Genomic DNA, 23,239 nt, shown 5'->3' with positions numbered 1-23,239 from the left:
GTGACCTCTTTTTTTGTTTAATGATTATGTATATATTTGATCCAATCATTCTCAAGGATTGATACAAAGTGACTTTTTTTAATTCTCATCATATACACGAAAGCTTCTACTTTACTATTTGTAGTATGAACCGTAACAGAGATACGGTCATATAAGTTATCTGCTCTGTTCTCTACAAAATCTTCAAGTTCATCTAATTGTTCTAGTTCACTCGTTGATATTTCATATAACTCTCCAATTACCCAACTCTCTTTGTCCAGAACTAATGCGGGGTAACCCCAACCTGTATCGTATAGTTGTCCCTCGACGTAGCACCTTTGTTCTATGTATGTTGCATGCTCTAAGAAGTGGTCATTACTTCCATCTTTTTGAAGTGTCCCGTAAACAAACACAAGATGTTTTTTCATATAATCACCATCATTTTCATTAAGCATTACCCTTTTGAAAAAAAGACAGCCCAGACCAGTAAACTTAAAAACAAAATTCCCGCTATTGAAGAAAGAATAATTACTATTAATAGGATCCAACCTAATGCTTTTCTTTTTGTTAGAATTAGAAAAATACTTAACGTGAAAAGAGTAAAAACAAAGCCTAGTATGGCCCACAGCCACCGATCTTTATTATATAGCGGTGCTTGAACAAACAAATAATAAGCGATAGCAATCTGTATTAAAAGAACGTATAAGATTTCCAATCTCTTTTTCATCCCCTCTCATAATATTTTCTTTCTCCAATAAATGTAACATTTTTCTTCAACAAAAAAAGCTTTCAACCACCGTTTTGGCTGAAAGCTTCTGGAGTATGAAAGATAAGTCCTTAGTATCCTTTTCTTACATCAATGACATGCTCGTTCTTTCGCTTTCTGCTTCCTCTTGCAGCGTCAAAGAATAAGACAAGAGCAGTCACGATGTGCATGATCATTCCGATTACAGGAACATAGCCCACGATAGAAGTAATAAGACCTAATACACTACCTGTAAATCTCTCTTTTTGAACGATACAAATGATGAGCGTAATTAAGTGAAAAACAAACATGAATTGAAGTGGTCCCCATGCTGAAGCAAGAATGATCGCTCCTCCTAAGAAAGGGATGCCAAGGAACGCTTCAATACCGCCTGTTATGATTTTCAAAAGTCTCGATATATTCATGAGACAGCCTCCTCAAGTAATTTCTATTCTATACTACGTGAATATCACGAGAAAAGTTTCCTTATATACACTTTCCCTCTCTTTATAAATAAAGAAACCTCCTGTTATGGAGGTTTCGATCTCTATTCCTTAATTTTCTTCGCTTCGTTAATAAATGTAGTAATGATCGCCATCATATTCTCATTTTCATGTCTCAATTCTTCTGGATGCCACTGTGTACCAAGCAAGAATGTTTTATTTTGATCTTCTAGTTCTAATGCCTCAATTATACCGTCAGATGCTCTTGCTGCCACTCGGAGTCCTTTGCCGACTTTACCAATTGCTTGATGGTGAAAGCTATTAACGGCAACCTCTTTTTCCCCAACTATTTTATACAGTTTACTATCTTCTTCAATGTTTACGGTGTGAGAAGGTTCTGTTCGCGATGCAGATGATTGAAAGTGATTGATACTGTCTGAAAACTCACTCTCCACGTCTTGGATTATTGTTCCACCATAACTAACATTTAATAAATGATAGCCTCTACACATTGCAAGAATGGCTTTTTCATTCTCACGTGCTTTTTTCACGAGTTCAATCTCAAAATCATCACGATGCTTGTTAACTTTTTTTGCCTTAGGATGAGGTTCTTCGTTGTAAGTGATAGAGCTGATATCCTCCCCACCTGTAAAAATCAGTCCATCACACATTTTTGCGTAAAACTCAGCTTCTTCGGGTTTTCCCATTGGAATGACAACGGGTACACCTCCTGCGTCTCTAACCGTTTCAGCAAATTTATTATAAACAACGATCGTATCAACGTTTTCATTTTGAGTTTCAATCGTATTGATTGACATAATCGTGCTTGTTAAACCAATTAGTGGCTTTTGAGTCATAATATACTTCCTCTCTAAAAAATAATGTTCAATCCTCTTTTACCTTAATATCTAAATCGTAAACACCCATAATTTATCATTCCTATTACTATTAACCAATTATTCATTGCTACCACATGTTTTAAAAAATAAAAACAGTTCACGAAAATGTGTGAACTGTTCTCATTATTTATAGTTTATGCTATTGCATTGGTGGTCTTGGTTTTTTTACAGAATAGACAAGCTCTACATCACCATTCTCTTTCACACATTTCACCGTATAGGTTTTCTCAACACCTTGCTCGGTATTGTGAAAGGTGATCTTATCTCCTTCTTCGAAATCTGATGTGCCTGTGTCCCATAATTTTTCGTCATCGGGTTTTCTCATACCTCTCACCCCTCGTATTCCGATTAAATGCTCATAACAATATGCCATTTAACTTTATTTTCCCCTACTTAGGAAAATGAATCCTAAATCGTTGTTAAAACATGCATATTTTACTCTCGTTATTGAGAATCCAGCATACAATCTCCTTTGTTCACTGGGAATAGAGTCCGGCTCAATATCGGAATTGGTATGTCAGCAGTTCAATTATCTACTCTCACCAACCGGTTATGACAAGAATTTATGGACACCTCTTTATTGGTTAATCATATAATCCACGGTTTATATATAAAGTGCGCCTTATTCTATTATTTCTATTAATAAAGCTTAATCCCTTTAAATTATTTAAATTCTTTAATTATTTGCTTTCTTATTTAACTGACGGATAGCAGATCTAATTCTTTTGCAACAAACTCCATAAGTTCTGCAATTTTATTAGATGAAAAATCCAATTCGATGCCTGCAGTTTTATAAACTTCTGGAAGCGACTTAGAGCTTCCAAGTTTCAGTGCTTCTTTATATTTGTTGATGGTTCCCTCTGGATCTTCTTTGTAATTTTTGTACAATTGAATAGCACCAAGTTGAGAAATTGCATACTCCACATAATAGAAAGGAACTTCATATATATGAAGGGTATAGAACCATCCTTTTACTTTCCATTCTTCGTACCCATTCCAATCTACTATTGAAGCATCATAGCGATCTTTCAATTCTCCAAACTTCTTTGTACGTTCTTCCCAGGTGTGATTTGGCTGTTGATACAACCAGTGCTGAAACTGATCGATGACCATAATATACGGAAGACTCATCAATGCCCCTCTGAGCTGATCTTTCTTCGCTCGGTTAAGCTCCTCTTCTGTTTTGTAAAACTCGTCCCAGCGGTCCATCGTGAATAGCTCCATACTCATACTAGCTAGCTCGGCAGACTCCATTGGGATTTGTTTATAAGCATATAATTCTAAATCGCTCTTTAATAGATCGTGAATCGCATGCCCCATCTCATGCATAAAAACAACTAAATCACTATCCGTGTTGGACATGTTCATAAAGATAAACGGAAGCCCTGTTTCAGGTAAAGATTCACAGAATCCACCTTGTGCTTTTCCTTTTCTGCTCGTAAGATCAAAAAGCTTCTTCTCATTCATCTCATGAACAAGAGAGCCGAACGTAACATCAAGTTCGCTCAAAACTTTCGCTGACTTGTTGATCAACTCTACATCTGAACTTACAGGTTGTAATGGTTTTCGACCGATTGCTTCTGCCTGAACATCCCATGGTTTATATACATCTACACCTATTTCAGCTTTGTGCTCTTTTTGAAGTTGTATCGTAATCGGAAGAACATGCTCACGTATGGATTCAGCGAGTTCTGTACAATCCTCTGGCGTGTAGTCAAATCTATTATATTTCTTAAACATATAATCATTAAAACTCTTCAAGCCCGCGTTCTCCGCTTTCTTCACTCGTAGTTGAATCAACTCATCAAGAATACTTTGAAGTTTCTCTTCTTCTTTTAATATAGGTTCATACAAAGCTTTCATCGCTTTTTCTCTTATATCACGCTTTGAATCTCTAATATGAATAAAGAGTTCACTAATCGTTACTTCTTGACCTTCCCAATTTGAAGATAGACCTCCTGTGATCTCAAAGTATTGATTCGTTAGTGCATCCTCTTGTTTTTCGATTTCCAAGTTTGCTTCTTGAAATAGAGCAAATTGTGTTCTTAGTTTCTTCTTATATTCTCCAAATTCATCTTCTGGCAGTTCAGCCATAAATGGTGACTCTAACACTTTCTCATCCAGGATTGATTGGTACTTTTTAAACAATGGCTTGATGTGTTGCTGATCAAATTCAAATTGCTTCTTAATCTCTTCATCATTACTTTGACATTGAAAGGCAATATAATGGCGAAGCATCTCTTCTTCTACTTTTTCGTAGATGGATTTTTGCTGATTTAAAAAATTCATAAGATCATTTAATGAAGTAATGGTTACGCTTACAAGATTCTCAAACTCTTGTTTTAGTGCATTTATTTTCTGATCGTTCATTTCGATTCCTCCCGAAAACGTTCTATTATTCACTTTACCACAAATAGGAAAATACTAGATAGATGGTTATTTGTTTAAATAGATAAAAATGACCCTTACTCGTACATATGAAGGACGGGTAAGGATCATTTGTTCTAACAATGATTTATTGATTAACAATTACAGATCATAACTACGTTTCCATCTGGATCTTCTACATTGAACCAAGCTACTTCACCGTGCCACTCGATCTCACGGATCACTTTCATATCCTTTCCTTGAAGTTCTTTGTAAGCCGCATCAATGTCTGGTGCAAATAAATTAAACATCGGACCAGAACCAGGTGATCGGTGGAAAGATGGATCAAACGTATGATCATCTAGAGATAATCCCGTTTGTCCTGTTACAGGAATATTATGTACAGGTGATTCCACGTCACTTACATCTATCGTAATTCCCAATAGATCAGCATACCATGCTACAGACTTTTTAAGATCTGTTACATGCACGAATACATTATTGATGTGGCTTTGTATAGCAGAGATACTCGTTACTTTTTCACTCACGAAAGACGCCTCCTATAATTTACATTCTTGATACGTTCTTCGATATCCATAAAAAGGTCTGAAATTTTGCGCTTCATAAAATGTGTGTGATGTACGGGATGCAAGCATCTCCATTCGTGCTGTTGGATTCTTCCCTTGGATGTTGTTCAAAAGCTTTCCACCTAATCCTAGTCCACGATAAGGCTTCGATATCAGCATCTCGCAAATATAGAGTGTTACATGTTCATCTGTAAGCCCGCGGGTATAACCTATTACCTCATCGTCGTCCTTTAGGATTACATAGGCTATATTGGACTTACTCCAAGCCTGTTTTGTTTCTTCGTTTCTTTCTACTAATTGTGTCCAGCCTTCTTGTTTGTTTAGTTCTTGAATCTGCTCGAAATGCTTACTTTCTATATAAGAAACAAATTTAACATCTAACACAACTATGTTCTCCTCTATAAAAGTGCTTTAACGTTCTGTACACCTTTTTCAACTTCCGAAAGAAGATCTTCTTCAAAATGTTCTTGCTCGATCACGCAATAATCAACTTTCTGTTCATCTGCTAATCGTAAGAAGCTGCCGATATCAAGTATTCCTGTTCCAGCGATCGTGCTCTGTTTTTGCCCGTCTTTTTCTACCATATCTTTGAGGTGAAGGGATACACAACGGAAGCGATACTTATTAAGCAGCTCCTCAGGCTCAAACCCAGCATATTTTGCCCAGTACGTATCCAGCTCCATCTTGACTAGGTCAGGGTCTGTTTCTTGATAAAGCAGATCAAACGGCATCTTACCTTCAAGCTCGTAAAATTCAAAATCATGATTATGGTAAGCTACACGGATTCCATACTCTTTGCTTCTTAATCCCGCTTCGTTCAACATCTCTGCTACACGCTTGTAATCGTCTAATGACTTTCTTTCATCTTCTGTTAAGTAAGGCATGATCATCAAGTCATTCTCTAAAATAAGTTGATCTTCCATCTGTTTTTTAAAAGCATCTCCAGAAAATTGCTGAAGTGGAATATGAGCTCCAGCAACAGTTAAAGCATTTTCGTCCAATACCTTTTTTACTTCTTTAGCAGATATTCCGAACAATCCTGCAAACTGTACACTGTCAAATCCGATTCCTTTTACTCTCTCTAATGTACCTAATAAATTCTTTTCAGCTTCTTGTTGAATGGAGTACAGTTGCAATCCAATTTTTCTCATGTTTATCTCTCTCCTTTTTAAACGTTTACAAAACTTTGTTCATTGATATAGATGCTTGTTTATAACCTAGCTTTTTATATAGATCGATCGCATTTTCGTTCGAACCAAACACATGTAGACCTACATAGTCCGCTCCTTCATCTTTCGATTCATTCTCAAAAAAACGAAGAGCGGTCTGAGCGATCCCTCGCTTACGGAATGCATTCAGCACATAAATATGATAAAGAAAAGCTTTTTTCTCTTCTTTTGAAACATGAAACCAAAGATAACCGGCCAAATCTTGACCCTCTTTGATGTGAAATAAATGCTGTCCTTCTGTTTGTTCCTCATCAGGAAGCAGCTGTTCCATTTGTTTTTGTGCTTTTTCAGTGGCTAGCTCTTGATCTAGTTTATAATGTTCTGCTGTATCACGAATATAATCTGGCAGCATAAACTTTAGGTACTCTTTAAACTGCATATTGTCCATTCTCTCAAATGTGATCAAACGCCTATCTCCCCTTTACCTCATCAGATATTCAATGATCTTAGGCATCCTTTCTCGCCAAGCTGTCTCATGATGTACTCCGCCATCGATAATTTCAAATTGCATGTCGATATTCTTTTTCTTTATAACTTCATAGACTTCTTCAGAAGAACGTATGTAATGAGCAGCATCCACTTTTGATGTATCCTCATCGGTTCCGATATCCATATAAAATCTTTTAAGCTCACTTAAGTCACTTTCTTCTATAAAATTCTCAATCTCTGTTTGATTAAACCAATAAGCCGAAGAAAGGCTTGCTACTCTTTTGAATATATGAGGGTAGCGACAAGCTGCATATGTCGAGATCAGGCCCCCCATCGAGCTGCCTGCCATTAAGGTTTCGTCTGTTTTCGTTCTATATTTTTGATCAATCAGGGGCTTTAACGTATGTAGAATAAACTCGATGTATGCTTTGCCTTTTCCTCCATAAACTCCTTCAAATTTAAGAAGTTCTGGTCCCACTGTGGGATTTTCCCATGGCGCGTATTCATTAAAACGTTCGAACCCCTCATGATTACAGTCGATACCTACGATGATAAGAGGAACTTTACTCGTTTTTAAATAATCAGCTAAGCCCCATGAAACACCATAGCTAGCATCTTCATCACGAAATAGATTTTGACCATCATGCATATACAGTACAGGATAATGTTCTTGATTGTCTTTATAGTTGTAAGGCAGGCACACACGAATCGGTCTTTCTATTCCTCCGAATTGTTCAATGGCCACTTTAAACGTCTGTAACATTTTCTTCTCCCATTCTATTAATCTAGGTCAAGATTGAAACCGTTAACAAAAAACTGCAAGGTTTCACGTTCATCTTCATTTAGTTCTCGACTAACCTGGACTTTATATTCTTCTTCAATGGATTGTTGATTACCTTCAAATTCTTTTGTGAGGGTTGCGAATCTACTCAACATCGTTGTTTCGGTTTCAAACTCTTGTTTCGTCGCTGCCTTCCAATGAGAGAAGATATAATAATCTGCGTCAAAGGATACTAGTTGATCTAACAAATCCAGTGTTCGTTTCACCGTATAATTATTTTCAGGTGCGTACATATTGGCATAGAGACAATCGGATAAAAATAAAATCTTTTCTTCCTTTATGTACACAACGATTGAATCTGTTGTATGGTCTCCTCCAACATGTTGAAGAACACAGGTTACTCCACCTAAATCGATCTCCATTCTCTCATGAAACGTAATGGTCGGTAGCTTTATTTTGATGTTGCGGTGATCTGGAAATTCTTTTTTTATAGCTTCTGCACAAAATTCGATTTCAACACCTTGCTTGACTCTCTCATCAATATCTTCATCACTCCATGAAAAAGGAAGAAGTTCCTGCATTTTTGTTTTTGTTTCTGCTGAAGAAACGGAAGGAATATCTAATGCAGGCAACCCAAAAATGTGATCCCAATGCCAGTGTGTGATAACGACTAGATCCGGTTTTTGAATGTTATTTTTACGTAGCTCATCCAAAAAATAAGATGCATGTTTTTCTGAGTTGCCTGCATCGATCATCAGAGTCCTTTCATTCCCTACAACAGCTCCCAAAATGGGTCGATCTGTCTCTGAAACAGGTGTTTGGTACCAAAAACGTTCTGTTAGTTTTTCTAATGTTTGCAAACGATACAACTCCCCTATTCAAACAGATGTATTACATCATTATTGTACTTTAAATTATCTTTTAGGGTTAGAAAGATGCACATTCTGATCGGTTTGAATTTCTTCAGGTATATGAGTTGGTGCATTCGGTACTTTTCGTGTTCGTTGATCAAGAATCTCAGAAGAATACAGTTTGATGATTAAACTTCCACCATAACGCTTTGCACGAATGAGTATGGGCTGATTGTATTTGTTTTGAAACTGAAAATCTGGACCGTACCAACTAACCGTCGCATCTCTACCTGATGGCACGTATGGCACTCGTTTGCTGTGTGAATAGCGTTGAACGATTCTTAATCCAGCCCGATCCACAGCATTAAACAAAGTGGATGATACTTGGCAGATTCCCCCACCAATTCCTTCTGACAATTCCCCTCTTACGATAATGGGGGCACTTTTGTACCCTTTTGCCGTAGTTCTTTTCCCAACGACTTGGTTGAACGAAAAGGTTTCATTCGGAAAAACAACATGACTGTCTAGTGCATGTGCAGCAAGCTCTATGTTTGTTGTTCGACTCTTATTATTTGAATTAAAGTATGTAACATATTGCCCAATCTGCTGACTCTTAATATGAGCAAGTACTTCCGTATCTACTTTCGGATAGATGTTCATTTCTGGCACATCAATCATTTTCGGTCCTTTTTCAAAAAAGTACGTGTAAAACTTTTCTTTAAACAACTTTCGATTTAATTTATAACCTACTTGTCCTGGTATGATGCCGCCATAATCATTTAATTTTGCATTAACCGGTGCTTTATATGATCTTTTATCAAGCAGATCAACAAACTGATTATATTTGGTGTCATCGATCATCGGAAACCCTGGTATTGAACCCTCGAACTGTTTGCGGCTCACCTCTGCAAGCTTTTGCCCTTCCTGATTCACGATTAAGGTTTCTGCCTTTTGTTCAACAGTTGATGATAATAAAAGAAGTCCAGCTAACCATACTTGCAACATGACCGATCACTCCGATTCATTATTTCTCTTTTTCATAAAAACAAAGAGATCATAAACATGACCTCTTTGTTATTTTCATTTAAATTTTGGTTTTCATACTCTATTTTTAATCTTTTCCATTATCTTTCATTCCTGGTGATGGACCGCTCTTTCCAGGTTGAACACTTGGACTTTGTTTTGAATCTTTTTGTTGCATTTCTTGTTTAGGTGCTTGTGGTGCTTGTGGTGTCTCACCTTTTTGTTCTTCCATCTGCTTCGGTACTTCTTGCTCTTGACCTTCTTCTTGTTGACCTTGTTGTTGTTCTTGTTGCTGGCCTTCACCTTGTTCGATTTGACCTGCTCCGCCACCTTGGTCTGCTCCGCCGCCTTGACCTGCTCCGCCACCTTGGCCAGCCCCACCGCCTTGGCCTGCTCCGCCGCCTTGACCTGCTCCGCCGCCTTGACCTGCTCCGCCGCCTTGACCTGCTCCGCCACCTTGACCTGCTCCGCCACCTTGACCTGCTCCGCCACCTTGACCTGCTCCGCCACCTTGACCGGCTCCGCCACCTTGACCTGCTCCGCCACCTTGACGAACTTTAGGTAATTTTAAAGAAGAGTAAGCATAAAGAATGGATTGATACGTACGTGCATCAACTGATCCTGTTACAGGAAGTCCATGACTCTTTTGAAAGTATTTTACACCTTTCACTGTTGATGCGTTATAATAACCATTTATTTTACCAGAATAACTGCCTAGGGATTTTAACATGGATTGAATGGCGTATACATCTGGACCTTTTGCATTCTTGCCGACTGCAGAAGCAGCGTTTGAAGTACCCAAAAGTAGTGCTAACGCCAATACAAAAGCACTCACATACTTAGAAATATTCTTTGCGTTTTTTTGCCAATACATCTTTTTACATCTCCTTTTATCTTTATGGTTGTGACGTTTTTTAATTTTTCCTAAAATACCTTTTTTATGACGTATTTCTTTTTTCTGAACAAAGAGCTTTTTCCATTTTTGCAGTGGGGTTGCCTGTTACTTTAAAAACGAAACTTTAAAAAGTTCCATAAAAAAAAGCCTGAAATTCTGTAGAATTCAGGCTAGGCTAAAACTTTTATAGTTTTGTATGAAGAGGTTTTAATTTCGCTTCAATCTCATCACGATGGATTTCTAAGAACGGCGGTAGTGCAAGTGATTCTCCCAGATGCTCTAAGTCTTCATCTGTATCAAATCCAGGACCATCTGTTGCGAGTTCAAAAAGAATACGATTGGGTTCACGGAAATAAAGAGATTTAAAATAAAAACGATCTACAAATCCAGAATTCGGAAATCTAGATGTTTTTACTTTTTCAATCCATTCGCGAAGCTCTTCTTCATTATCTACTCGAAAAGCTACATGGTGCACTCCACCTCGGCCAAGTCGTTCCTGGGGGAGGTCGTTTCGTTCTTCTACATGAACTTCAGCACCACTGCCCCCTTCTCCTGTTTCTAACACAATGATTTCAGGTTGACCTGCCACTTCAGGTGCATAGGTTCCGATTTTTTTGAAGCCTAATAGTTCCGTTAGCACTTGTACAGTTGGTTCAGCTGCAGGTACAGTTAACCGTACCGGTCCAAGCCCCACGACTGCATGTTCTTGCGGTGTGGGGCTTTTGCTCCACGGCTGACCACCAGCTACGCCTTTGTTGTTTTCATCAGAAACTAAGATCATTCTCTGACCTTCAGGATCTCTAAACGCTAACGAGTTACGACCTGCGCGTTCCATTACATCTTCTGCTTCAATACCATGTTCTTTTAGGCGATCTTTCCAAAAACGAAGTGCATCATCATTTTTTACACGAAGTGAGATAGCCGAAATGCTGTTGTTTCCATCATGATTTCTTCCAGCCATCGGAATTTCAAAAAATGTAAGCTCTGTTCCAGGATTCCCTTTCTCATCACCATAAAATAAGTGGTAAACACTTGTGTCATCTTGATTTACCGTTTTTTTGATTAGCCTTAAACCCATTACTTCTGTATAGAATTTAAAATTTTCAGGTGCTTTTGCAGTTAACGCTGAAACATGGTGAATTCCTTTTAGTTTCATGACCCATCCCTCTCCCATACCATTTTCTTTTATTATCACTCTTTGCTAAGAAAATGCCCAACAAAAAGCTTTGAATACGCTCTTTTCCATTAACCTGTTCACACAAAAGAAACTCCTTATAAAAGGAGTCCCCTGGATTTACATCTACTCTACAACCAGATAATGCATACTGAACCAGTTCTTATCATCACACCATACTTGTTTCGGTGTGAACCCACAAGCTTTCGCGATTTGCTGAAACTCACTAATCGTAAACTTATAAGAATTCTCCGTGTGAATGGTCTCCCCCTCAGAAAAGAAGATATTTTCATCGCCGATGGTTATCGTCTGGTTGATCAGGCTTACAAGATGCATCTCAATTCTGCCCTTTTCTGCATGATAAAAAGCATGATGTTTAAATTTTTGAAGGTCAAAGTTTGCCAAAAGTTCTCTGTTCAATCGATTCAATAAATTTGTATTAAATTGACTTGTGATCCCTTTATTATCATTGTAAGCCGCATTCAACACGGCATGATCTTTTTTCATATCGACTCCGATTAATAGACCACCATTTGGTTTAAGGAATTCTGCTGTCATCTTTAAAAAATTCATTCTTTCTTGGGGCTCAAAGTTCCCAATCGTAGACCCTGGAAAGAATACAGCTTTTCGTTTTGATGAGAGCTCTGGCATCTCAAACTTATCCGTGTAATCCGCAGACACCGCATGAACGTCGAGATGAGGATACTCAATCGAAAGCGCTCGTGCGGATTGATACAGAAAATCTTTAGAGATATCAATCGGTACATATTCTTTAAGTTCAGGCATCGCCTCAAGAAGCGTCCTCACTTTTTCACTGCTCCCGCTTCCGAACTCCACGAGTGCCGTATCGCTTCCAATCGCTTTAGCCATTTCATGTTTGTATTTATTTAAAATCAGAAGTTCTGTTCGAGTCGGATAATATTCTGAGAGCATCGTAATCGCTTCAAACAGTTCTGAACCTTTTTTATCATAAAAATACTTGGGAGAAATGAATTTTTTCTCTTGTTGTAGTCCTTGGAGTACCTCACCGTACATATCGGTTTCTGGTTCGTTTCCGATGTGATAATGGACGTTCGATTTTACCGTTTTCATGTGAGATCCCCCGCTAAACGAATTCCACTGAACTGCCATCTTTTATCCGCTTGAAAAAAGTTGCGATAAGTAGGTCGAATATGCCATTTCGAAGTCGCACATGATCCTCCGCGCAACACGATTTGATTGCACATGAACTTCGCGTTGTATTCACCGAGCGCACCTTCAAGAGGTTTGCTCTCTGGATACGAGGTGTAGGGGCTGCTGGTCCACTCCCATACATCTCCGAATGCTTTCTTAATCGGTGATTTATTCTGGGTTTCACTAGTCATCGGATGATAAGATTCTTCCTCAACAAAATTCCCTTCTATTGGAATGGAACTCATTGCATATTCCCATTCTGCTTCTGTTGGCAGCCTTTTTCCGCTCCACCTAGCAAAGGCATCCGCTTCATAAAAACTTACATGGCAAACAGGTTCATCTAGATTCAATTTCTTTTCACCTGTTAATGTGAACGTGTACCAGCCATCCTCGCTCTTACGCCAATAAAGAGGATGTTTCCATTTTTCTTTTTTAACGGTTGCCCAGCCATCCGACAACCAATGCTCAGGCTGTTCATATCCCCCCGCCTCAATAAATGAAAGGTATTCTCCGTTCGTTACAGGATGGGAAGATATCTGATAAGCATTCAGCCAAACCTTGTGACGAGGCCGTTCATTATCAAATGAGAACCCAGGTCCATCAAAACCAATTTCAACGAGTCCTCCTTCGATCTTAATTTCAGTAACTTGTGATTTTTGCCTAGAATTTGTGTGATCAGGCGAAGAAGAAGATTCTGTATACGAAGGTAGTAAAGGATTGCAGCTAAAATTATATTTTACATCTGTTAAAAGAAGTTCCTGGTGCTGCTGTTCGTGTTGAAGCCCGATCTCAATCAAATCTTCTACTTCTTTTGGAACCTCATCTCCATAGTCTCTAAGAAGACTCAAAATTTCTGTGTTTACATAGTCGCGATACGCATACACTTCATCCATCGAGGGCCTGGAAAGCACACCTCTAGAATGTCTGGGATGATAGGAGCCAATCGTTTCATAGTAGGAATTAAAAAGATAATCATACTTAGGATTAAAAGGAATGTACGAGGAATTTTTTTCTTTTAAGATGAATCGTTCAAAAAACCATGTCGTGTGTGCAAGATGCCACTTTGGCGGACTCACATCTGGCATTGCCTGAATGATCGTATCTTCATTTTGAAGTTTTGATGCTAGTTTTTCTGATAATGACCTGATCCTTTCGAATTGCCCAATTAATCTTTCTACCGCTATCTGATCGATTGCCATAAATATCCTCCCTTAATTAGCTGTTGCTTTCAACCACATTGCCTTCTGTTGGAATAGGATGTTCTTTTAATAGCTTTGCAAAGTGAATCAGATTGTACGTCATTATTTTATTGTGCTGCATCGTAAAATCATTATGGTTGCCTTCCGCCTCTATATAGGAAGGTCCTGGACCCGCTTCACCAACCCAATATGTATCCACATTCGGCGGTATGGTGAACCCAATGTGAGACAAGCCATACAGAATAGAAGCACTCGCGTGTTTCGCTCCATCCTCATTACCTGTCACAACAACACCTGCCACCTTGTTATAAAATATATATTGGCCTTTTTCGTTCGTCATGCCACTTGCTCCGTATAACCGCTCTATTGCTTGTGTAGCAAGACTGCTCTTTTCACCGAGCCAAAGTGGTGTTCCGATGATAAGAATATCAGCGGACTTTACTTTCTCAAAAATCTCTGGCCACTCATCACCCGCTCCCTCATCTGCTGATACGCCATAGGCGATCCTGTAGTCAGCAAGCCTTACCATCTCAGTATCTATGTTGTTCTTATTTAAAATATGCACCGCTTCGTTCATCAAGCTTTCGGTATTAGAGACTTCATCCCCACTTTTAAGAGACGCATTAAGTAGAATTGCTTTAATCATGAGATTGTCCCTCCTGTTAAAAACCATATTAAAGTATAAATAGCCGAAAATTAGAAAATTAAAACAATTTACACGAATTCTTAACATGGTAGGAACAAAACGATTTAAAATTACTATGGGTATCTGTTCAGTGAGCTTTGGGAATTTAGCTATTCCTTCCGAGGAGTACAACAACCTGTTTCGTGTTCCTGTGGAAAGCACATCTTTAGCCTGTGGTGTTGCTGGGGAGGCTTATTAAGTCTTGGTCGCTAGTAATTAAGCTAAAAACGCTATCGATTAAGTCTAAAAGTAAATAATTAAGTCTGATTCAGCTTCAATTAAGTCAAAATCGAAAAATATAGGCTTTTCGACAAATGATGACACACCTTCTCTACCTTTTACCTCATAAAAAAGAGAGCCTTCCTAAATAAGGAGGCTCCCTCAAACAGTATTAATCTTTTAAAAACTTACGATCGAAAATGAATGGTCCGAAAGGCAGTACAGAAGAAACTAATGCCAAGAATGCACGCATAATCGGCCACTTCTTCACGTTATACACATACAGAATGACTAGAATATAAAGAACGAACAATAGACCGTGTAGAGCACCAACAATTGATACGGCCATCGGCTGATCTAAGAAATACTTCAACGGCATGGCGATGAAAAGAAGGATCAAGAACGAAGCTCCTTCAAGATACCCTACCGTTTTTAACGTTTTTATTGGATTCATAACTGAATATACCTCCATTATTACATAATGACGATTCTACCTATAGTTTTATCATAAGTATGTAGAAGATAGACTTCCAAACCATAACTATTGTGTGAACAAATGCAAAAACAGTTGGGGGTCTGACCCCCAACTATTTTGCTTTTCCTCAGCTTTCCTTTTTCCACCGGGGTGTTTGCTCTATTTCTACTACCCCAAAAAGCTGGTTTACTTTTTCAGTCTATTTTTCATATCTGCAATTATCTCTTCGTATGGTGTATTTTCTACTCCATCATATCTGGATACGACTTTTCCTTCTTTATCTACTAAGAAGAAGGCTGATGCATGGATGAACTGGTCTGAGTTAGGATCAGCCACAACTGGTGTTTTGAATGAATCTCTTGCTAACTGTTCAATCTGTTTCTCTTCATAGCCACCAAGAAAGTGCCAGTTCGAAAAGTCTGCGTCATAGTTTTCACCAAACTTCTTCAATGCATCAGCATTATCTCTTTTTGGATCGATAGAGAAAGAAACAAATTCTACATCAACCTTCTCTTCTTTTGCCATTCCTTGAAGTTTAGCCATATGTGCTGTCATAGGCGGGCATACTGTTGTACAGTTCGTGAAGATAAAATTCGCCATCCACACTTTCCCTTTTAAATCTTCCAATCCAAATTCAGCCTCGTTTTGGTCTTTAAAAGAAAACGACTGAACGTCCCAGTCTAATGACTGAGACGTTTTCTTGCTTTCGCTATTATGTTGTTCGTGGTTTTTATGATTCTCGTGTTCGTCCTTTGATCCATCTGAACCGCATGCTGACAATATTGCCATCGTCAGCACTAGACCAAAGATCAGTATCATTCTTTTCATTTTTTCTTCACCTCTAATAATTTTATGACAACCAAGCCTGAAGTGGTTTTACTCGCGGTATTACAAAGCGATCTAGTAAAAATACGAATACGAAAGAGATCCCTGCGAGTGGCATAACAATACCTGTTATGACCATGAGGATGATGATCCACGGTTTTAGCTTCTTGTCCGATTTTTTTGGTACTCCTAATTTTCCAGAAGGCTTACGTTTCTTCCACATGATGAGAGAAAAGATGACGATCGCTACTAAACCGAGAGCAGCTATTGCTCCTAAAATTTGATTAGCCAGACCAAAATAATGACCTTCATGCAGCGCAATTCCGATCGAAATCGCTTTAGCCATCCAGCCGTAATCACTAAACCTAACATCTTCTACTATTTCTCCGTTATACTGGTTAAAGTAGACGGTAGCTTCATTTTTCGGTTTATCTCTTGAAGAAGCAACAGTAAATACGCCATCTTCTCCTGCTGGCATTGAAATCGTGTAAGGCTTTTGAATCTTGTTCTCTTGAGCTAAGTACATCACTTGATCAACAGAAAGTGATCCGTCATCTTTTGTTGATGTTGGAGCTGGATTGTTCTCCGTTGCCCATGGAATATCTTCTGCGATCTCATCTGTTGTCTTTTCTGCCGTTGGCGCCATAAATGCATAAGTTGGATAACCTGCATTTGCATTCGTCGCCAGCTTATTGATCTGTTCTCCCATCACACCTGACCATGGCAGCCCAGTAACGATAAGGATTAGTATCATCAACGACAGCCAGAACGCTGTCACTGCGTGAAGATCTCTCCAGAACATGCGGCCATTCTTATTAAGGCGCGGAAAGATCGTTCCCATGAAAGTCTTCTTGTTTCTTGGCCACCAAATGTAAAGCCCTGTTACCAAAATGATGATTGTCCAACATGCGGCTAGCTCAACGAACCGGTTAATGAACGTTCCTCCAACAATCCATTCACTGTGAAGCTTAGCGACAACATTTTTGAAATGATCTTCATCAAGTATCGTTCCTGTTATAGACGCTGTGTATGGGTTTACATAAACCTGTGTAACAACATCATTTTCTATCACTTTTACTAAAGTAGCTCGATTATCTTCTTTCGGAAGTCTGACCGAACCGATTTCTGCATCAGGATACTTCGCTTGAACGTTATCAATCTGCTGCGAGAGCGGAAGAGGTTGATCGCCTTTTTGAACAATGATCTTGTCTTTATAGATCATCGTTTCGATTTCAGCTTGGAACAAATATAATGCTCCACTAATAGCAAGTAAAATCAAAAAAGGTGCAAATATAATACCGCCATAAAAATGCCATCTCCAAAACGTCTGATAGAGACTGTTGGTTTTTTTTGAAGCATTCTCGTTGTTTTCTGGTAACTTATAAGCTGTTGCTTGCATATTTATTTTCTCCTTATTCGTACTCAATATGGAAAAGTATAAACAACAAGCTGGAAATGGTAATCACTCTAAAGGGTGATTACCAAAATAAAATTGTGTCAATTGTATGACACTGGAATTTAAACGATTCCGTTATCGTAAGCGTAACTCGCTAATTGTACACGATTTTCTAGATGCAGTTTTCCCAATATGTTCTTCATATGCGTTTTAACCGTATTCTCCGAGATATTGAGAACTTTTGAGATTTCCTTATTGGAATGTCCCTTTGCTACCAGTTGAAGCACATCCTGTTCCCGAACCGATAGAGCTTGCTCTGCTTGTCCATCCCTCTTAAACTCTTTCCAAATGCGAAAAGCCATCTCTTTCGACATCGGTATTTCATCCATGGCATAAGCTTTTAATCCGTTTAACATATCTTCTGTATTCAAATTTTTGAGAAGATATCCTTGTGCCCCCCGCTTTAAAGCTTCAAACCAATCCGTAATGTCGTAAGAAACCGTCATGATGACGACTTTTACGTTGGGAAACTGCTTCTTGATTTCTTTAGTCGCTTCAAATCCATTCATCTTTGGCATAGAAATATCCATAAGAACAAGATCGGGCATAAGAGTTTTTGTCTTCTCTATCGCTTGTATTCCGTTAGATGCTTCACCAACAATTTCAAACTCAGTCTGACACTCAAGAATCTCTTTCACACCTTCTCGAGCTAGATGATGATCATCTACAATCAATAAACGAATAGGCTGTGTCATGCAAGTTCCTCCTTCTCAATCATAACCGTGGTATTTCCTTTCGTGCTGGTGATCTTTAGTTTCCAGTCCATAGAATACGCTCTGTCTTGTAGTATTTTTAGTCCGAATCCTTCTGTTGGCTCATGGGAATCAAATCCCAATCCATAATCTACTATGGTACAGATCCAACCTTTTGGAGTTGTGCTCGTTTTCAACCATACTTCGTTCGTGTCTGCATGTTTGATCACATTAATGATCGCTTCGCGTACACAAGCAAAAAGCTCGATCTTTTCTTTTGAAGTAAGATCTTCATCTTTCAAACTCCAATCGCGATGTATCTCGATGTCATGCTGCGACTCCATATCATTGAGGAATGCATTCAAAGATCGTGTCCACGAAATATCAGCTTCGGCCGGTAAGTTTCTAAGATTTTGAATCGCACTTCGCGTATCATCGTGAATGTGCTGCAACGTTTTTTTTAGTTTATTATATGAATGATCATCTTTACTAAACTCACTTCCTAACTTATTCACTTGAACCGAGAGAAAAAATAAAGACTGTGCGATACCATCATGAAGCTCTTTTGCAATTTTTTCTCGTTCTTCTAAGACCGCTTTTTCAGACCTTTCTCTCTGAAGTTCTTGCTGCATCCGCTCTAATCTACCAAACAAGATATTTAAAAAATAAAGCGTAACCAGAAATACGATGATGGTAGAGAGCCAGTTTCCCATGCTCATAGATATATAAGGCAATAGCACCGTATGTCTAACGTATTCCCATAAGCCAACAGAAATTGTTGGAATGAGCAGGATCAACCACTTAATTTGTCTGTATGTCATCTACCGTACTTCCCTTCACTTTCTTACAAAATCTATAAACTTAATAAATCATACCACAAAAAAAACCGACGATTACACGCCGGTTGATCAACTTATTCCTGCATTCTTCTTCAGTCTTTCAGCAATCTGCATAAAATCCTCATGAGAGATACCTGGTGCAAACTCTTCAGAAATCGAACGTAATTCTGGCATCGGAGCACCAGCTGGCGCACCGATCACCGTTTCTAATGGACCACCTAACGGATGCTGACCTGCCCATATTAACGCGATATCTCGATAATCCGTATCACTAAACGTATATAACTTCCGGTGTACCCCTTCAGCCTCAAATTTCCTCGTCGTTTCAAATGCTGAGTTCTCTAGATCAGGAACTGGAAGCATTTTTTTAATATCAACACCCGTTACCATCTCGATCGCTTTTGCGTAAGCCAAAACATGCACTCCACCGCGCACAAGAAGATAGCCGATCATTTCTCTAGCAACAGGGTTACTCGTCATCTCGTAAACTCTCATCTTATGCGTTCTTGCTCCACACTCTAAGAAAAAATTATGCAGAAGATCAAGAAGTAGATTCCCACTGCTGAACACATAATCGCCGTTCCAAGCTTTACCCATCGAATCAAAAGGAAAGGATGTTTGTGCCGTACCAATAAAATGCTGGGTGTTCCGTTTATCGGTAGCAGCTGCCATAGGTGCGTCGTTCACATCTCCAGGATGCGTCGTACCATAGATCATCATGTTGATCGTGTGTGAAACAAGCTCAACATGGCCAAATTCTTCAGCAGTAATACTTGAGACTAGGTCAAAGAACGGCTTAAGTTTCCCTCTTTTTCTAAAGTTAAAAGATTGATACATATAGTTATTAAGAGTCGACATCTCACCAAAACGGCCTCCTAGCAATTCTTGAACTGCAGCTGCTGCATTCGCATCAGGATTGGTCGGTGTCGGCAGTTCGATCGCCAGCCGGTTAAAGCGTTTAAACATAAAGCTCCCTCCTCCGATTGCATGTCGTTTAAGGGTATGTGATGTCAAGATTGTACTATGCCGATTATTTCATGAGAAGATTGAGCGGTTATAATAAAGGAATAAGAAATAGCACGAATTTCTGGTATCGGTCGTGAATCTCGTGACTTGCTCACAAATCTCAAGAACCGCTCACAAATCCCAAGAATCGCTCACAAATCCCAAGAATCGCTCACAAATTTAAAGAATCGCTCACAAATCTCAAGAATCGCTCACAAATCTCAAGAACCGCTCACAAATCTCAAGAATCGCTCACAAATCTCAAGAATCGCTCACAAATCTTAAGAATCGCTCACAAACAAAAAAAGAAAACCCTTTGCTTAGCAAAGGGTCTCATCTCTCGCTCTTAACGCTTTGGTTTTCCGCCTACTCCCCAATGTTTGTTGGGAATCTCTTGGATCAGCACGCGGACTTGTTCTTTTTTTACATCCAATGATTCAGCAGCTGCCACCGTTAAGCGATCCATCAGGTTGCTCAACTGTTCATCTGTACGACCTTCTATCACTTGAACTTGAATAATCGGCATCATTCTTCACCTACTTCACATATCTCGAAGAAAGTGTAACAGAACCTAGACCATCGAACTGTGCGACGATTGTATCATCCATATCAAAAGCGATCGCTTCAGATAATGCCCCGCTCAAAACGATATCTCCTTTACATAAACCTTCACCACGCTCGGCAAGCTTTTGAACAGCCCAAGCTACCGCTTCTGCAGGATGTCCAAGAACAGCCGAACCAGCACCGGTTGTCATCATCTCTCCATTCTTACTCATCACCATTCCGATATTCGCCAGATCAAGTTCTTCAGGACGAACTAGCTTGCTGCCTAAAATTAATTTGGCTGATGAGCAATTGTCTGCCACAACATCCGGAAGTGTAAAACGGAAGTCCTTGTAACGGCTGTCGATCACTTCGATCGCAGCTACCACATACTTTGCTGCATTCATAACATCTGATGCTGTCACATCTTTTCCTATTAAATCTTCACCCATGATAAAAGCGATCTCTGGTTCAGCTTTTGGGTGGATGAGACGGTGTTGCTGAAGAGGTTCCCACTCGAATGCGAGCATATCACTCAACAGATAACCGTAAATCGCTTCATGAATACCCATCATCTCTTGCTTTGCTTTACTCGTTAGTCCAAGCTTAATGCCTATACGCTTTGTTTGTGTCTTCTCCATGCGTCTTTCGATCAATTTTTTTTGCAGATCGTATGCTTCTTCAATAGATAGTTCAGGATATTGGTCTGTAATCTTGACCACTTCCGTCACATCACTTTCCGCTCTTAACAGATAATCAACCAAATCCACTTTCGTCTTATTCGTAACCGTCATCTTCTACACCTCCAGTTTGGCTTTTAGGTCAGCTGCAACTTCTAGGATTAGATCCTCTTGGCCACCTACGGCTTTTCGTTTGCCTAATTCTATTAAGATATCTCTTGAATCCACACCAAAGCGTTTACCCGCACGTTCTGCATGCAAAAGAAAGCTTGAATAAACCCCTGCATATCCCATAGCTAAACTTCCTCTTCGAATTTCCTGTGCACCCGGCAGCATCGGTCCGATTACATCTTCTGCTAGGTCCATCATTTTGTAGAGATCAATACCTGTGTGTATTCCCATGCGCTCAAGTACAGCAAGCAATACCTCTGTTTGCGTATTTCCTGCTCCTGCACCTAAACAGCGGACACTTCCATCGATGCGTGTCGCTCCTTCTTCAATCGCAACAAGTGTATTAGCAACTGCTACTGATAGATTGTTATGTGCGTGAAATCCGACTTCAATATCAAGTGATCCCCGCAAAGCCGCAATTTTTTCTTTTACTTCATGCGGCAATAATGCTCCTGCAGAATCGGTTACATAAACACCTTCTGCACCATATGACTCCATCAACTTTGCTTGTTCAACAAGCTTTTGAACAGGAGCCGAGTGGGCCATCATTAAAAACCCGCATACTTCCATTCCCAGTTCACGAGCCATGTGTATATGTTGGGCTGAAACATCAGCCTCTGTAACATGAGTTGCAACACGAACGAGACTAGCTCCCAACTCATGTGCCTTCTTTAATTCATGAACGGTTCCAATCCCCGGAATTAAGAGGACGGCAATTTTTGCATTTTTACATACTCCAGCCGCTGTCTCTATTAACTTCATCTCATCGATAAGAGATCTTCCGTACTGCAAGGTGGAACCGCCTAATCCATCGCCATGGCTGACCTCGATGTAATGCATACCTGCTTCATCAAGTGACTTTGCCGCATCATATACTTGTCTTTCTGTGAACTGATGCGACATAACGTGACTGCCATCACGCAGACAGACTTCTGTAAATTTTAGAGGCAACGCGCTTTTACGCATCATTTGCTGTCACCGCCTTATTCATGTTCGACTTTCCTATCAAACGCTTCGCAACCATTTCGCCAGCTTGTCTTGCAGCTGAGGTCATAATATCTAGATTCCCAGCATATCTCGGAAAATAATCACCGGCTCCTTCTACTTCAACAAATACCGTTACCCGATTCCCATCGAATAGAGGATCACTTTTCACTCGATAGCCAGGTACATAGCTTTTAACGCTGTTTTCCATTTCGCAGATTGCTTTTCGTATCTTATCTTCATCTATCTCTTTAACTTCGCAATATATCGTCGACCTCATGAGAATAGGGGGATCTGCTGGATTTAGGATGATGATTGCTTTTCCTCTCTCCGCTCCGCCGACTTCCTCAATTCCACGTCTCGTAGTTAGTGTGAATTCATCGATGTTCTCACGTGTTCCTGGTCCTGCACTTGATGATGAGATCGTTGCAACGATCTCTCCATACGAGACATCTGCAACAGAATTGACCGCATGGATAATCGGAATTGTTGCTTGTCCGCCGCACGTAATCATATTAATGTTCTGTGATTCTATATGTTCACTAAAATTAACAGGAGGACATACGAAGGGGCCAATCGCCGCAGGAGTAAGATCTATCACAGTCTTTCCCATATCTTTTAAAAGTTGTGCATGACGAAGATGAGCTTTAGCTGAAGTTGCATCAAACACAATGTCAGCCAGATCTGGTCTATCAATAAAGTCATCAATGCCATTTGTAAACACTCGGTATCCAGCAGAGTTTGCACGCCTTAACCCTTCAGACTTCATATCGATTCCGAACATTGCTGTAAGTTCAAGATCATCACTTCTTTGGAGTTTATACATTAAGTCTGTGCCAATATTGCCCGAACCAATAATCGCCGCCTTTACTTTTTTCACTGTGGCTGATC

General features: G+C 39.5%; 28 protein-coding genes. All 28 read right to left on the bottom strand.

From position 1 onward, the window contains the following. Positions 1–17: 17 nt before the first annotated feature. Positions 18–407, bottom strand: coding sequence for a gamma-glutamylcyclotransferase family protein (locus ABE65_RS04870; RefSeq protein ID WP_066399766.1), 390 nt, complete (start codon positions 405–407; stop codon positions 18–20). 26 nt (positions 408–433) lie between these two features. Then, on the bottom strand, positions 434–694 hold the full coding sequence (locus ABE65_RS04865) for a hypothetical protein (RefSeq protein ID WP_066391952.1): 261 nt from the start codon (positions 692–694) through the stop codon (positions 434–436). 122 nt (positions 695–816) lie between these two features. Continuing rightward, positions 817–1,149, bottom strand: coding sequence for a hypothetical protein (locus ABE65_RS04860; RefSeq protein WP_066391950.1), 333 nt, complete (start codon positions 1,147–1,149; stop codon positions 817–819). 122 nt (positions 1,150–1,271) lie between these two features. Further along, entirely contained in the window at positions 1,272–2,024 is a 753-nt protein-coding gene (locus tag ABE65_RS04855; protein WP_066391948.1) for a gamma-glutamyl-gamma-aminobutyrate hydrolase family protein, read from the bottom strand. 181 nt (positions 2,025–2,205) lie between these two features. Further along, complete coding sequence (locus ABE65_RS04850) at positions 2,206–2,391, bottom strand: hypothetical protein (RefSeq protein ID WP_066391944.1); 186 nt, start codon at positions 2,389–2,391, stop codon at positions 2,206–2,208. A gap of 371 nt (positions 2,392–2,762) precedes the next feature. Further along, positions 2,763–4,436, bottom strand: a complete 1,674-nt coding sequence (locus ABE65_RS04845) for a M3 family oligoendopeptidase (protein ID WP_066391943.1) — start codon at positions 4,434–4,436, stop codon at positions 2,763–2,765. A gap of 152 nt (positions 4,437–4,588) precedes the next feature. Beyond that, on the bottom strand, positions 4,589–4,981 hold the full coding sequence (locus tag ABE65_RS04840) for a VOC family protein (RefSeq protein WP_066391940.1): 393 nt from the start codon (positions 4,979–4,981) through the stop codon (positions 4,589–4,591). 12 nt (positions 4,982–4,993) lie between these two features. Beyond that, on the bottom strand, positions 4,994–5,404 hold the full coding sequence (locus ABE65_RS04835; RefSeq protein ID WP_066391938.1) for a GNAT family N-acetyltransferase: 411 nt from the start codon (positions 5,402–5,404) through the stop codon (positions 4,994–4,996). Positions 5,405–5,418: 14 nt separating this feature from the next. Next, a complete protein-coding gene (locus ABE65_RS04830; RefSeq protein ID WP_066391936.1) occupies positions 5,419–6,171 on the bottom strand; it encodes a sugar phosphate isomerase/epimerase family protein in 753 nt (250 codons plus the stop codon). A 25-nt stretch (positions 6,172–6,196) separates the two neighbouring features. After that, positions 6,197–6,655: a GNAT family N-acetyltransferase gene (locus tag ABE65_RS04825; protein ID WP_066391934.1), complete on the bottom strand. Its 459-nt coding sequence runs from the start codon at positions 6,653–6,655 to the stop codon at positions 6,197–6,199. 15 nt (positions 6,656–6,670) lie between these two features. Further along, complete coding sequence (locus ABE65_RS04820) at positions 6,671–7,441, bottom strand: alpha/beta hydrolase (RefSeq protein ID WP_066391932.1); 771 nt, start codon at positions 7,439–7,441, stop codon at positions 6,671–6,673. A 17-nt stretch (positions 7,442–7,458) separates the two neighbouring features. Further along, the gene (locus ABE65_RS04815) at positions 7,459–8,319 is read right to left on the bottom strand and encodes an MBL fold metallo-hydrolase (protein WP_066391931.1); all 861 of its coding nucleotides are present in this window, start codon (positions 8,317–8,319) and stop codon (positions 7,459–7,461) included. Between the two features lie 54 nt (positions 8,320–8,373). After that, entirely contained in the window at positions 8,374–9,315 is a 942-nt protein-coding gene (locus ABE65_RS04810) for a VanW family protein (protein WP_066391929.1), read from the bottom strand. 106 nt (positions 9,316–9,421) lie between these two features. After that, the gene (locus ABE65_RS04805) at positions 9,422–10,207 is read right to left on the bottom strand and encodes a peptidoglycan-binding domain-containing protein (RefSeq protein ID WP_066391928.1); all 786 of its coding nucleotides are present in this window, start codon (positions 10,205–10,207) and stop codon (positions 9,422–9,424) included. 205 nt (positions 10,208–10,412) lie between these two features. Further along, the gene (locus ABE65_RS04800; protein WP_066391927.1) at positions 10,413–11,384 is read right to left on the bottom strand and encodes a ring-cleaving dioxygenase; all 972 of its coding nucleotides are present in this window, start codon (positions 11,382–11,384) and stop codon (positions 10,413–10,415) included. A 144-nt stretch (positions 11,385–11,528) separates the two neighbouring features. Then, on the bottom strand, positions 11,529–12,494 hold the full coding sequence (egtD, locus tag ABE65_RS04795) for an L-histidine N(alpha)-methyltransferase (protein ID WP_066391926.1): 966 nt from the start codon (positions 12,492–12,494) through the stop codon (positions 11,529–11,531). After that, positions 12,491–13,774, bottom strand: a complete 1,284-nt coding sequence (gene egtB / locus ABE65_RS04790) for an ergothioneine biosynthesis protein EgtB (protein WP_066391924.1) — start codon at positions 13,772–13,774, stop codon at positions 12,491–12,493. Before egtB ends, egtD begins: the two co-directional genes overlap by 4 nt. A gap of 16 nt (positions 13,775–13,790) precedes the next feature. Beyond that, positions 13,791–14,420 (bottom strand): flavodoxin family protein, encoded by a 630-nt coding sequence (locus tag ABE65_RS04785; RefSeq protein ID WP_082861294.1) that lies wholly within the window; start codon positions 14,418–14,420, stop codon positions 13,791–13,793. 430 nt (positions 14,421–14,850) lie between these two features. After that, the gene (locus ABE65_RS04780; RefSeq protein ID WP_066391923.1) at positions 14,851–15,132 is read right to left on the bottom strand and encodes a DUF3817 domain-containing protein; all 282 of its coding nucleotides are present in this window, start codon (positions 15,130–15,132) and stop codon (positions 14,851–14,853) included. 207 nt (positions 15,133–15,339) lie between these two features. Continuing rightward, on the bottom strand, positions 15,340–15,981 hold the full coding sequence (locus ABE65_RS04775) for an SCO family protein (RefSeq protein WP_066391919.1): 642 nt from the start codon (positions 15,979–15,981) through the stop codon (positions 15,340–15,342). A gap of 22 nt (positions 15,982–16,003) precedes the next feature. Next, on the bottom strand, positions 16,004–17,377 hold the full coding sequence (locus tag ABE65_RS04770) for a PepSY-associated TM helix domain-containing protein (RefSeq protein ID WP_066391917.1): 1,374 nt from the start codon (positions 17,375–17,377) through the stop codon (positions 16,004–16,006). 119 nt (positions 17,378–17,496) lie between these two features. Next, complete coding sequence (locus ABE65_RS04765) at positions 17,497–18,129, bottom strand: response regulator (protein WP_066391915.1); 633 nt, start codon at positions 18,127–18,129, stop codon at positions 17,497–17,499. Beyond that, a complete protein-coding gene (locus ABE65_RS04760; protein ID WP_066391913.1) occupies positions 18,126–18,947 on the bottom strand; it encodes a sensor histidine kinase in 822 nt (273 codons plus the stop codon). Before ABE65_RS04760 ends, ABE65_RS04765 begins: the two co-directional genes overlap by 4 nt. Positions 18,948–19,034: 87 nt before the next feature. After that, positions 19,035–19,931, bottom strand: a complete 897-nt coding sequence (locus ABE65_RS04755) for a manganese catalase family protein (protein WP_066391910.1) — start codon at positions 19,929–19,931, stop codon at positions 19,035–19,037. 385 nt (positions 19,932–20,316) lie between these two features. Further along, on the bottom strand, positions 20,317–20,496 hold the full coding sequence (locus ABE65_RS04750; RefSeq protein ID WP_066391908.1) for a 4-oxalocrotonate tautomerase: 180 nt from the start codon (positions 20,494–20,496) through the stop codon (positions 20,317–20,319). Positions 20,497–20,506: 10 nt separating this feature from the next. Further along, positions 20,507–21,307 carry a 2-keto-4-pentenoate hydratase gene (locus ABE65_RS04745; RefSeq protein ID WP_066391906.1) on the bottom strand — a complete coding sequence of 267 codons (801 nt, stop codon included), beginning with the start codon at positions 21,305–21,307 and terminating at the stop codon, positions 20,507–20,509. Positions 21,308–21,310: 3 nt separating this feature from the next. Next, entirely contained in the window at positions 21,311–22,333 is a 1,023-nt protein-coding gene (dmpG, locus tag ABE65_RS04740) for a 4-hydroxy-2-oxovalerate aldolase (protein ID WP_066391904.1), read from the bottom strand. Continuing rightward, complete coding sequence (locus tag ABE65_RS04735) at positions 22,323–23,228, bottom strand: acetaldehyde dehydrogenase (acetylating) (protein WP_066391902.1); 906 nt, start codon at positions 23,226–23,228, stop codon at positions 22,323–22,325. The genes dmpG and ABE65_RS04735 overlap by 11 nt, the downstream gene beginning before the upstream one ends. Positions 23,229–23,239: the final 11 nt, after the last annotated feature.

It is taken from the genome of Fictibacillus phosphorivorans (genome assembly GCF_001629705.1).
Lineage (GTDB): Bacteria > Bacillota > Bacilli > Bacillales > Fictibacillaceae > Fictibacillus > Fictibacillus phosphorivorans_A.
The sequence above is the reverse complement of the archived record's forward strand: the minus strand, read 5'-3'. Positions and strand labels throughout refer to the sequence as shown.